This window comes from Maribacter sp. X9 (genome assembly GCF_048537565.1).
In the GTDB taxonomy this organism is placed as follows: Bacteria; Bacteroidota; Bacteroidia; order Flavobacteriales; family Flavobacteriaceae; genus Maribacter.
This window is the reverse complement of the sequence record NZ_CP183215.1, coordinates 1,843,752-1,855,892: the sequence shown is the minus strand read 5'-3', so window position 1 is coordinate 1,855,892 and position 12,141 is coordinate 1,843,752. Positions and strand designations below refer to the sequence as shown.

The 12,141-nt window shown below is 38.6% G+C and carries 11 protein-coding genes; 3 read left to right on the top strand and 8 right to left on the bottom strand.

Annotation, left to right across the window (positions count from 1 at the left end; genetic code table 11):
• Window positions 1-33: 33 nt before the first annotated feature.
• Together ACNR9Q_RS07770 and mdh are read right to left on the bottom strand one after the other, a co-directional pair.
• Window positions 34-651 (bottom strand): hypothetical protein, encoded by a 618-nt coding sequence (locus ACNR9Q_RS07770; protein WP_419214040.1) that lies wholly within the window; start codon window positions 649-651, stop codon window positions 34-36.
• Window positions 652-787: 136 nt separating this feature from the next.
• On the bottom strand, window positions 788-1,714 hold the full coding sequence (mdh, locus tag ACNR9Q_RS07765) for a malate dehydrogenase (RefSeq protein ID WP_419214039.1): 927 nt from the start codon (window positions 1,712-1,714) through the stop codon (window positions 788-790).
• Window positions 1,715-2,007: 293 nt separating this feature from the next.
• On the opposite strand from mdh, the gene ACNR9Q_RS07760 reads away from it, so the two are divergent.
• Window positions 2,008-2,385 carry a hypothetical protein gene (locus ACNR9Q_RS07760; protein ID WP_419214038.1) on the top strand — a complete coding sequence of 126 codons (378 nt, stop codon included), beginning with the start codon at window positions 2,008-2,010 and terminating at the stop codon, window positions 2,383-2,385.
• Window positions 2,386-2,593: 208 nt separating this feature from the next.
• Here the strand turns inward: ACNR9Q_RS07760 and ACNR9Q_RS07755 are convergent, their stop codons facing one another.
• Together ACNR9Q_RS07755 and gyrB are read right to left on the bottom strand one after the other, a co-directional pair.
• Window positions 2,594-3,610 (bottom strand): DUF6588 family protein, encoded by a 1,017-nt coding sequence (locus tag ACNR9Q_RS07755; RefSeq protein ID WP_419214037.1) that lies wholly within the window; start codon window positions 3,608-3,610, stop codon window positions 2,594-2,596.
• 71 nt (window positions 3,611-3,681) lie between these two features.
• A complete protein-coding gene (gene gyrB / locus ACNR9Q_RS07750) occupies window positions 3,682-5,622 on the bottom strand; it encodes a DNA topoisomerase (ATP-hydrolyzing) subunit B (protein ID WP_419214036.1) in 1,941 nt (646 codons plus the stop codon).
• Between the two features lie 419 nt (window positions 5,623-6,041).
• Between gyrB and ACNR9Q_RS07745 the strand changes: the two genes are divergently transcribed.
• The gene (locus ACNR9Q_RS07745) at window positions 6,042-6,227 is read left to right on the top strand and encodes a CsbD family protein (RefSeq protein ID WP_419214035.1); all 186 of its coding nucleotides are present in this window, start codon (window positions 6,042-6,044) and stop codon (window positions 6,225-6,227) included.
• A gap of 69 nt (window positions 6,228-6,296) precedes the next feature.
• On the opposite strand, the gene asnB is transcribed toward ACNR9Q_RS07745, so the two are convergent.
• On the bottom strand, window positions 6,297-7,970 hold the full coding sequence (gene asnB, locus ACNR9Q_RS07740; protein WP_419214034.1) for an asparagine synthase B: 1,674 nt from the start codon (window positions 7,968-7,970) through the stop codon (window positions 6,297-6,299).
• A gap of 245 nt (window positions 7,971-8,215) precedes the next feature.
• Between asnB and ACNR9Q_RS07735 the strand changes: the two genes are divergently transcribed.
• Window positions 8,216-8,755, top strand: coding sequence for a DUF2911 domain-containing protein (locus tag ACNR9Q_RS07735; RefSeq protein ID WP_419214033.1), 540 nt, complete (start codon window positions 8,216-8,218; stop codon window positions 8,753-8,755).
• A 153-nt stretch (window positions 8,756-8,908) separates the two neighbouring features.
• On the opposite strand, the gene ACNR9Q_RS07730 is transcribed toward ACNR9Q_RS07735, so the two are convergent.
• The 3 genes from ACNR9Q_RS07730 to ACNR9Q_RS07720 form a co-directional block, all read right to left on the bottom strand.
• Window positions 8,909-9,325 carry a hypothetical protein gene (locus ACNR9Q_RS07730; RefSeq protein WP_419214032.1) on the bottom strand — a complete coding sequence of 139 codons (417 nt, stop codon included), beginning with the start codon at window positions 9,323-9,325 and terminating at the stop codon, window positions 8,909-8,911.
• A gap of 86 nt (window positions 9,326-9,411) precedes the next feature.
• Window positions 9,412-11,235 carry a DUF885 domain-containing protein gene (locus ACNR9Q_RS07725; protein WP_419214031.1) on the bottom strand — a complete coding sequence of 608 codons (1,824 nt, stop codon included), beginning with the start codon at window positions 11,233-11,235 and terminating at the stop codon, window positions 9,412-9,414.
• A 92-nt stretch (window positions 11,236-11,327) separates the two neighbouring features.
• Complete coding sequence (locus tag ACNR9Q_RS07720; protein WP_419214030.1) at window positions 11,328-12,095, bottom strand: NYN domain-containing protein; 768 nt, start codon at window positions 12,093-12,095, stop codon at window positions 11,328-11,330.
• Between the last annotated feature and the right edge of the window lie 46 nt (window positions 12,096-12,141).

Here is a 12,141-nt window from a genome sequence, read left to right as displayed (position 1 = left end):
ATTACGCTCTATTGAAATGTTTCTTAGTGAAAATTAGCTATTCCCATAAACATAAGGCCCTGCCCTTACTTCTGGAATATTCTGTGAAGTATTGTCTATTGCCATCGCGATGTTCCTATGAATGTTAAAGGATACATTTACACTGGCATCTTGTGTAGAAACTATGGCATTATTGAAATGTAGAATTACCGGAGTAAAAGATTTAATAAAATCCTGTTTTTGTACTAAAACAAGGTTCCCATTTAAATTAAACCCGTTATCAGCGTGCTGATGCAGGTCTGATACTATTAAATTATACTTTTCAGGAAGTTGTTCCTTCGGAAATTCAAAAGGAACTTCATCTTTATAGGTAAAAGAATGTTCACTATCCTGAGTCAGGAACTCCTTAACACTATGCGCATCAACATCACTATAATACCGAATACTTAATTGTTCAGCATCATTTTTTATAATTTCAATGGCATCGATACCTAAAATCTGTAATTTTTTGGTAATTGCCGTCAACACCTCTTTATGAGCAGTATCTGAAGCTAACTCTACATCGGTAAATTGTAATAAAATTTGCTGATTAGAAGCTTTTGATTGCTCTTGACGTAGCCCTAAAAGGGATAGAATAATTAGTAAAGCACTTATGCACCATTTTGCATTCATGCGGCAAATATAAAAAGAAAGATTATACTAGGTAGTTTATTTATTACAATAAATATCTGAAGCCTATCGGCTTATAAAAAGAAAACCTTTACAGCATAACTGCAAAGGTTTTCTAGTATTTTTAAGAACACGAAAATTACAGCTCTAAAAGTCCGTTGGTTTTTGAAACCCCTTCGGCACTTTCCTGCATCTTATTCTTTTCGGCATCACTTAGAGGAATATCGACAATTTTCTCAATTCCATTTTTACCCAAAATTACAGGTACACCTATACAGATATCGTTCAAACCATATTCGCCTTCTAGCAATGCAGAACATGGAAACATTTTTTTCTGGTCGCATGCAATTGCCTGAACTAAGGCAGACACCGCTGCTCCTGGAGCGTACCATGCACTAGTTCCTAATAATTTGGTTAATGTAGCACCACCTACTTTGGTATCTTCAGCAACTTGCTCCAATCTTTCTTCGGATAAAAATTCAGAAACACGGATACTATTTCTTGTCGCATGAGATGTCAAAGGAACCATACCGGTATCACTATGCCCCCCGATTACCATCCCGTCCACATCCGAAATTGGAGATTCCAAAGCCTCTGCCAAACGGTATTTAAAACGTGCACTATCCAAAGCACCGCCCATACCTATAATTCTGTTTTTTGGCAATCCTGTCGTTTTATGAACCAAATAAGTCATTGTATCCATAGGATTACTCACTACGATAATGATTACATTAGGAGAATGCTCTATCAGGTTGCTGGATACAGTTTTTACGATGCCCGCATTGATCCCTATCAATTCTTCCCTCGTCATCCCAGGCTTTCTTGGAATTCCAGAAGTTATTACCGCAATATGACTATCTGCCGTTTTACTATAATCATTGGTACTGCCTGTTATTTTGGTATCAAATGCATTCAAGGATGCGGTCTGCATCAGATCCATCGCCTTTCCTTCGGCATATCCTTCCTTAATGTCTAAAATAACCACCTCAGAAGCAAAATCCTTAATTGCAATGTATTCAGCACAACTTGCACCTACCGCACCGGCTCCAACTACTGTAACTTTCATCTATTATTTATTTTTATGAATTATTAGTATTAAAATGAGCTTTTCCCATTTTATGTTCAATTTATTATCATTTCAAAAATAGTTATTTATTGATGAAAAATGGTCTGTGTTACTTGATTTAATTATGAATGAACCCCTTAAAAACCATCGATGAAACACATGGCATGTTAAAAAAAAAGACGCTTCAACGAAGAAATCGAAAAATTGTTACCGTACATCGAATTTTAATACTAACCCCTCATAGGTCACGTTAATACTGTGGATCCCAAATCCAACAATAAAATAACCTACTTATGACTAAAAGGTTCCTCTCTTTAGTGGCTATTTGTGCCATAATCATACTTGCCAACTGTTCTCGAATAGATCAGAACAATGATCCCATTATCGGAATCTGGTCACAATCTAAAATCGCATCCACCGACAACTCCTCAAAACAGACCATTCGTAAAGAATGGATTTTCAACGATGTTTACTTAGGAAGATATCATGAGATAAACGGTACAACAATTACGCTAAAAACTGATTTCAAATGGTCTAAACAAGACGACAACTATACTATTGAGTACCGAGGCCTAGAAGGCAAACCCACCGAAGTTTTTATAATAAAAAACTTGGAAGACGGCACCTATCTTGAAACAAAAGATGGTGGCACGTTAGCTATTAGGGAATAAAGGATTTTAACAGGGCCATGGGAAAAGGTCTGTCCAGAGTAGTCTGGGCAGGCTTTTTTAGTTTTAAAAGCTTGTAGTTTGGTAGTTGGAATTTAATATCACCTTATTCTATAGCCAATTTTATTTAAAAAATGAGAAACCATGGACGAAAAGTACTATCCATGGTTTTATGCATTCTTACTATTTGTCCTTTCAGTATTGATGACGATTACCTAAATCCAAAATTAACACCAACGGTAGCCGTATTGAACTCCCCTAAATTGTATTCTGCATTCAATCTAAAGAAACCAAGTTTAAGCTTTGTACCTATAGTACCGGTGACACCATTGACCTTCTTAGTTATAGAAAATGGGTCGGTATAGGTTTCAGACCTAAACGGACCTTTAGTCACTCTATATTCACCTAAAACATCGGTAGTTGATTTTCCTGTCACATAGCCCAAACCTCCATAAAAGTTAATGACCGGAAGTTTTGTAGAAACCACTCCGCTAAAAACCCAAGTATTAATACTGGCCTCTATTCGTTGATTTTTACCTTCTATCAACTTTGCATTGGTAAAATCATAATCCCCAGAAACATTCGTATATCCAATAACAGCAGAAATAGCCACCGGCAAGACCTTATCAGCGGGCAATAATTTAGCGAAATCATGTTGAATACCGAATCCGATCAATCCTACGGATGCATCCTCAAAATTCATTTTTGGTAGAAACCGTGCCTTAAGTTCCGTGCCTTTAATAAGGCCAACACTGGCCTGTACATATCCAGAAGGAACAAAATCGACTCCTTCACCCGAGAGTCCCGATGGTAATTCAAATGTCTCCCGTACCGTAACTCCTCCGGCCTGACTTTCTACAAACACTTCAATACCATTAATATCACCTAAAGCGGTGGACACTTCTCTAGCTACGCCAGGATTTTCTACAAAATCAATATTTTGATAATCATTGGGGTCTAAAACAAATGCTTTTTTATCCTGCTTATTCTTGAATCCGCTGATATTTCCGATAATGGAAATTTCAAAACCGCCCAAGGGCTTGGCGTCTGCCGTATTATACCAGCCAGTGCCCATGTTATAAACTACAGATTCTGAAAGAGGACTTAAATAATCTGTCGTGAATTTTTCTGCATCCTCTAAACCTGCCGCCAGCACATTATTGAAATCTACTTGGGCCGTAGCGGTTAAAGATCCCCCTATAAAAATTAATGTAAGTAATTTCTTCATTTTTGAGATTTTACATAAAACTAAAAAACCTACGCCCATAGCGTAGGTTTTTGTTGTGTAAGTAGTAATTTCTATGTGTCAATGTTTGCATAAACGGCATTCTTCTCGATAAATTCCCTTCTTGGCGGTACTTCATCACCCATCAGCATAGAGAATACACGATCCGTTTCGGTTGCATTATCAATTTGTATTTGTCGCAAAGTTCTAAACTCCGGATTCATCGTGGTATCCCACAATTGTTCCGCATTCATTTCACCAAGACCTTTATAGCGTTGAATACTAACCCCGCCACTATAACTATCTGCGATAGCATCTCGTTCTTTATCAGACCAAGCATATTGCTTTTTCTGTCCTTTTTTCACCAAGTATAATGGTGGAGTTGCAATATAAACGTGACCACTTTCGATCAGCTCTCGCATATACCTGAAAAAGAATGTTAAAATTAGGGTCTCAATATGACTACCATCCACATCGGCATCACACATGATGACTACTTTATGGTACCTTAATTTATCTAGGTTCAGCGCCTTACTATCTTCTTCGGTTCCTATGGTCACCCCCAAGGCGGTATACATATTCTTGATTTCCTCGTTCTCAAAAACCTTATGTTGCATGGCTTTTTCTACGTTCAAAATCTTACCCCTTAAAGGCAAAATAGCTTGAAAATTTCTGTCTCGACCCATTTTGGCCGTACCACCCGCCGAATCACCCTCGACTAGGAATATTTCACATTTTTCGGGATCCTGTTCAGAACAATCTGAAAGTTTACCGGGCAGACCTCCACCACTCATTACATTCTTTCGCTGCACCATTTCACGTGCTTTGGAAGCGGCGTGCCTGGCTTGAGCGGCAAGAATTACTTTCTGAACGATGATTTTCGCGTCATCTGGGTGTTCCTCCAAATAATCCGTTAGCATTTCGGAAACCGCTTGACTCACGGCTGCCGAAACCTCACGGTTCCCCAATTTAGTTTTGGTCTGACCTTCGAACTGTGGCTCTTGAACCTTTACGGAAACAATAGCGGTCAATCCTTCACGGAAATCATCCCCCTGTATCTCGAACTTCAATTTATCCAACATACCCGAAGCATCGGCATATTTCTTTAAAGTTGTCGTAAGACCCCTTCTAAATCCTGATAAATGGGTTCCCCCTTCGTGGGTGTTGATATTGTTTACATATGAATGAAGATTCTCTGTGTAACTGGTATTATAGATCATCGCCACTTCTACAGGAATATCATTTTTTTCCCCTTCCATGGAAATTACACTTTGAATCAGCGATTCTCGGTTTCCATCCAAAAATTTCACAAATTCCTTCAGTCCTTCATCAGAATAGAAAGTTTCACTTACATATTCTCCTTTCTCATCTTTTTGACGCTTATCGGTAATACTAATAGACACCCCTTTGTTCAAAAATGAAAGCTCACGCATTCTATTGGCAAGGGTCTCATAACTATATTCGATAGTCTGGGTGAAAATGGTCTGATCTGGGTGGAAAGTCACGACGGTCCCCCTTTCTTCGGTCTCCCCTACTCTTTTCACAGGATAAAGTGCTTTACCCCTTTCATATTCCTGTTGCCAAATAACACCCTCGCGATAAACGGTAGCGGTTAAGTGATCCGATAGTGCATTTACACAAGAAACACCCACACCGTGAAGACCACCGGATACTTTATAGGAATCCTTATCAAATTTACCTCCGGCACCAATTTTGGTCATTACCACTTGGAGCGCAGAAACACCTTCCTTTTTGTGAAGGTCCACAGGAATACCCCTACCGTTATCCTTTGTGGTTATGGAATTATCCTCATTAATAATGACGCTAATGGTATCGCAATGACCTCCCATTGCCTCATCGATAGAGTTATCTACTACTTCGTACACTAAATGGTGTAAACCGCGCACCCCTACATCACCTATATACATGGATGGGCGCATACGCACGTGCTCCATTCCTTCCAGGGCTTGGATACTATCCGCCGAATAATTCTTATTATTTGCTTCTTCGCTCATAAAATTAAGGTTGTTTTACTTCAAATTTTGCAATCTTACAAATATACGGAATACCCCATGGAATATGATATTTCTACGCATTGGACCGCAGTAAGTTATCAACAATCATTGTGGAAAATGGAACAAGGTGAACTCAATTTAACAATCCCTTTTAATTTAAAGTTTAATGGGCCGACCTAATGCTCACAACTTATTAAAAGAGGGTCTCATTTAAAACGATAGTCCTTTTTAAAAGTTGAACCGCAAAGCCATAATGGATAAAAAAAATGCAATTTTTTTTAGAGTTTCATTAAGAAAATTAAGCCATTTTGGGCTGTATTGAATAAATTCTGAATGCTATCCATTTGAAGCATACATATTTAAGATTTCCTTTACATAGCGATGTTACCTTAGAGGTATAATCATAAAATTAAAACATCATGAACGAAGAACAATTTAAAGGAAAGTGGAATATAGCTAAAGGTAAATTAAAGCAAAAATATGGCAAACTTACCGATGACGATTTAGAATACGCCGAAGGCAAATCTGATGAGCTATTAGGAAGGATTCAAGAGAAAACAGGTGAATCCAAAGAAAAACTGAAAAAGATGATTGACGATATGTAGTCTTTATTTCTTAACAAAAAAGGCCCTTTCTAAAAGAAAGGGCCTTTTTTTGTTTCAAAGCTATTTGCCTTAAGCTTTCACATAAGAATCACTATGCACATTAGCGACCGCCCTTCCCGAAGGATCGTTCATGTTCTTGAACGCTTCGTCCCACTCCAGCGCAATCTGCGTACTACAGGCTACAGATGCCTCTTGTGGCACACATAATGCCGCAGCATCTGACGGGAAATGTTCTTCAAAAATAGAACGGTAGTAGAACTCTTCTTTCGACGTTGGTGTTTGTAACGGAAACCTAAACTTGGCATTTGCCAATTGCTCATCACTCACTTCTTGTTTAACCACTTCTTTAAGTGTATCTATCCAACTATAGCCTACGCCATCTGAAAATTGTTCTTTTTGTCGCCATGCCACGCTTTCGGGCAGCATATCCTCAAAGGCTTTACGTACCACCCATTTCTCCATACGCTCACCGTTGATCATTTTATCCTGTGGGTTGATTCGCATCGCGACATCCATAAATTCTTTGTCCAAGAAGGGCACCCTACCTTCTATGCCCCAAGAAGCCAAGGATTTGTTCGCCCTTAAACAATCATACATATGAAGTTTACTCAGTTTACGCACGGTCTCTTCATGAAACTCTTTTGCGTTGGGGGCTTTATGGAAATACAAATACCCGCCAAATAGTTCATCTGCACCTTCACCTGACAACACCATTTTAATTCCCATAGATTTTATGACGCGAGCCATCAAATACATAGGTGTGGATGCACGAATGGTCGTTATGTCATAGGTTTCCAAGTTGTATACCACGTCTTTAATGGCATCTAACCCTTCTTGTATCGTAAATTTAATTTCATGGTGAACCGTTCCAATATGGTCAGCTACTTTTTGAGCCGCTGCCAAATCAGGGGAACCTTCAAGACCCACAGAAAAAGAGTGTAATTGGGGCCACCACGCATCGGTAGTATCGCCACTTTCTATACGTTTCTGTGCATATTTTTTAGCAATAGCGGAAGTAACCGATGAATCCAAACCACCTGATAGAAGAACCCCGTATGGCACATCGGACATTAACTGACGGTGTACGGCAGCTTCCAAAGCCTCTTTTATTGCCTTTATACTGGTTTCGTTATCCTTTACTGCGTCGTACTCCATCCAATCCCGAGAATACCATCTTTTCAATTCACCGTCAGAACTATGTAAATAATGACCTGGAGGAAACAATTGTATCTTGGTACAGGTTCCTTCCAATGCTTTTAATTCAGAAGCCACATAAAAAGTGCCATTCTTGTCCCAACCCATATATAACGGAATAATACCCATGTGATCACGTGCCACAAAATATTCATCCTTTTCAGCATCATAAATGGTAAAGCCAAAAATACCGTTCATCTCATCTAAAAAGTCCACCCCCTTTTCTTGGTACAATGCCAAGATCACCTCACAATCCGACTCTGTTTGAAAATCGTACTTACCCTCAAACTGCTTACGCAATTCCCTATGGTTATAAATTTCACCGTTCGCGGCTAATATCAATTTTCCATTGGGACTTAATAACGGTTGTTTTCCAGAAGCTGGATCCACAATTGCCAAACGTTCGTGGGCCAAAATTGCTTTATCATCCGCATAGATTCCACTCCAATCAGGACCTCTATGCCTTATTTTTTTTGACATTTCTAATAGTTGGGGCCTAAGCACTTCAGTACTTTCCTTAACATCAAATGCACATACTATTCCACACATAATCTAATTATTATATCAATTTGAACACAAATATCAGTTTATACTTTCATATATAAAACACAAACGGATAATTTGGTTTCAATACGAAACAAAAAAAGCCATTTAACCACCTAATTAAAATTATCACTATTAAAAAACACCTCAACATCTTAAATACTGTAATGAGCAAAAATTTAACGCCATTTTACCAATCTTAATGATAGGAACTACTTATTTTTAAAGCACATTTAAACAAAAATTTAATTATGAAAAGAATATTTACACTAAGTACCTTCATGTTTGCCCTAGTTTTAACTACAGTGGCGACGGCACAGGATTTTTCTGGAATGGATAAAAGCCCTATGGATATGGCCGCGTACCCAACCGATTACAAAATTTCCGATAAATCGATGCGTATTATTTACGGAAGGCCGCAACTTAAAGGACGTTCTTTGGATGAATTGGCTCCCACGGGAAAAGTATGGAGAACCGGAGCAAATGAAGCTGCGGAAATCACTTTTTACAAGGATGTAAACTTTGGGGGAAAGGATATAAAAGCAGGAACCTATTCTTTATTTACCATACCAGGTAAAGATGAATGGACCGTTATCTTAAATAAAAACCTTAACCAATGGGGTTCGTACTTCTATGATGAATCTGCCGATGTTGCCCGCATAACAGTTCCTAACGGTTCTGGCGCGTCATCTTTAGAAGAATTCTCAATTGCTTTCAAAGATGCTAAAGATGGAGCAGAGATGATCATGGGATGGGATAAAACAAGAGTTTCCGTACCCATAACAATGTAATATTTCAATTTAACACTACCGATAAAAACCTTTGGCCAAAACCAAAGGTTTTTTTATGGTGCACTTTACACCAAGCAGCTATAACAATTATAAAGAGAATACCAGAACAAAAGCCTAGCCCTCTTCTATAAAATTAAATAAACTTGCGGAAAACTAAGTCTTCAATTCAGGTAGTTGTCGAGTTCCTAAAATTTGACAAGAACCTTTTGCAGAATGACTACCGCCCACAATAAGGTCGCCCTCGACCTCAAGCGTAAATGAAACACGTTCTACACCCGAGATATTCACGTTGAACTTAACTTGATTCCCATTGATCACAACATCTTGCCCTGTCAGTATTCCATTTGAAAATTTGACATCTATCCTATAAACACCATCTATCTTAGAAATAAACAGCACGCCTGCTTTATAAGGTGATTTTACGTTACTCATGGTATAACTCCATGCGCCAAGAGCGTGGTTGCCCACCAATAAACCTTGATGAATCGAACGTTTAGATGAAATAATTGAAATATCATCTTGAACTATGGGCAGGCTCAAACAAACCTTCGAAAGCAAAAATAATCTCAAAAAAAGGTAACTTAGGTTCATAAAAACTAAACTATTTAGTTAAAACGTAGATTTTTATCGATTATTTTAGAACTCCTGAAAGCGTATTAGTTAACTTTTCCTTTGTTGAAAATCCATTGGTTTATTTTTTCCTCTAAAAGAACCAAAGGCAAACTCCCGGAATTCAATACTTGACTATGGAATTCACGCACATTGAAATCAGCACCCAGTTCATTTTCCGCTTTTGTGCGTAACTCCCGTATCTTCAATTGACCGATTTTATAGGACAAAGCTTGGGCCGGCGTTGCCATGTAGCGCTCTACTTCGGCTACGATGCTTTCTTCTGACTCCGCTTCATGCTCCAGTGAGTATTGTATGGCTTCTTCCCGCGTCCAACCTTTTGCATGTAGACCGGTGTCCACCACCAATCGAATCGCCCTATGCATTTCCATACTTAACATTCCAAAATATTGATAGGGATCTGCATACATTCCCAACTCCTTACCTAACGATTCTGCATAGAGTGCCCATCCCTCCACAAAAACGCCCATACTCTCTGGATGGAGGAATTCTGGCAATTTCTTGTTTTCTTGTTGTAAGGACAACTGAAAGTGGTGCCCAGGAACAGCTTCATGAAGAAATAAGGCTTCATCATGAATTACATTATAATTGTCCACGTCTGGAATGGGCACATAAAAAATTCCAGCTCTTGTACCGTCCTTATAACCCGGTGTATATTCCGCACTTGCCGATGCTTCCCTAAACGCTTCGGTACGTCTCACATTAAAATCGGACATTGGTGTTAATTCAAATAAGGAATCTATTCTCAAACCCACCCGTTTCCTGATTTCCTTGAAATGTTCAATAACCTCATCGGGATTGGAATAAGGAAGCAATTCTTTTTTAGAACGGAGTGATTCAAAAAATGAGTTTAAATCTCCATCAAAACCTAATTCTTTCTTGACCTTCTCCATCTCACCACCAATGCGTTGAACTTCAGAGAGGCCCAATTCATGTATTTCATCTGCCGTCATATTCGTAGTGGTATGTAATTTGATGAGATAGTCATAAATATCCTTTCCATTGGGTAAGGCACCCAAGCCATCAGTTTCCCGGCCTTCTGACAAATAGGTATCCTTTAAGAACCTACTCAATTCTATGTATTTAGGAATCAATTGATCCCCGATCATTGAAATATACCTTGCTTTTATAACTTCTCTTTCTTTCATTGAAATGGCTTCAGGAAAGTTTTCAATAGGCTGGTAAAATAAGTTCTTCACCAAAGGAACGTCGATAAAAGCATCGATTTGGGGAATCATTTTTTCAATAAGCACTTTAGGCAAAACCACATTTTTATTAATCCCCACTTCCATTTTTCGAATAGCCGTATCCAAAAAAGTCAAATAATCTTCCAAACGTTTCAGCCAATTGTTGTAGTCGGCAACCGTTTCAAAGGGCTGTACACTGGTTCCTCCCGCTAATTGCGCCACATATAAATGCAAGGATTGTATCTGAAACAAGGGCATTAACTCAAAGCTGGGAAGATCATAAATAGGAGAGGCAACTGTGACCATAGGATTCATAACCCCTTGTAATTTTATAGTGCAATCCCACTTCATCACTCGCAAGCTCAACCAGTCTGCGGCAGCTATTTTAGTGGAATCATAGCGGTCTACTTCTTCCAAAAAATAAGTATAACGATCTTTCAAATGAAGCAGATAGTCATCTGAAATATAGTTGGCTATGGTATCATTATAACTAGAATAACCTGCTTTGGTAGCCTCAATGGGATTGATACTTTTTTTGAAATCATAGAAGTCCGCAAAAAGTTCTCCTATAGGTCTTTCAGCATGGGATACATCAACCTTGGGCTTGTCTTTACACGAAAAGGATAATAGAACAAAAAAGAATGCGAAAAGCGAGCGATCCATAATTATAGAATTTGAATTGAAAAATACAAAAACTAGGTTAATAGGCTACATGCCTTTTTTAAAAGCGACAGGAATAAAAAAAACGAAATCAGCTATTTTTTCGATTTGGAATTGGCCTTTTCCTTAATTTTCACATAAATCAATTTTTTTCGCCCTTTGGAGTCTTCCCTTCGCTCAATTTCAAAATGGGGAATGGAATGAATCAAGGGTGTCAGCTTTTGAAAACCATAATTACGGGAATCAAAATTGGGTTGCTTTTTTTGAAGCAAGCTACCTACATCTCCTAAAAAAGCCCACCCGTCATCATCTGCAACATCATCGATAGTGGTCGCAATAAAACGCAAGGCTTTGGGGGTAATTTTATCTACCGTATTTTTAGTTACAGGAGCTTCAGTTTGATCTACGGTATCTAACGTTTCCTCTTCGGATCTTCCTTTTAGGATTTCAATATAAATGAATTTATCGCATGCAACAATAAAAGGATTCGGTGTTTTACGTTCCCCTATACCGAAGACCTGCATACCTGCTTCCCTAAGTCGGGTAGCCAAGCGGGTAAAATCACTATCACTACTTACAATACAAAAACCGTTGACCTTACCGGCATACAGAATATCCATCGCATCAATAATCATCGCAGAATCTGTCGCATTCTTTCCTTGGGTATACCCATATTGCTGAATGGGTGTAATGGCATTTTCCAACAAAACGTTTTTCCATTTTCCCAAACGTGGATTGGTCCAATCACCGTAAATGCGCTTAATGGTGGGGTTACCGTATTTAGCTATTTCTTCCATCATTTCCTTGACATAGGCCGATGGTATATTGTCCCCATCTATCAACACCGCTAAATTTAAATCCATTTTACCGCTTTTTTGTAAAGATAGTGGGTTTTACCTAAATACTTAA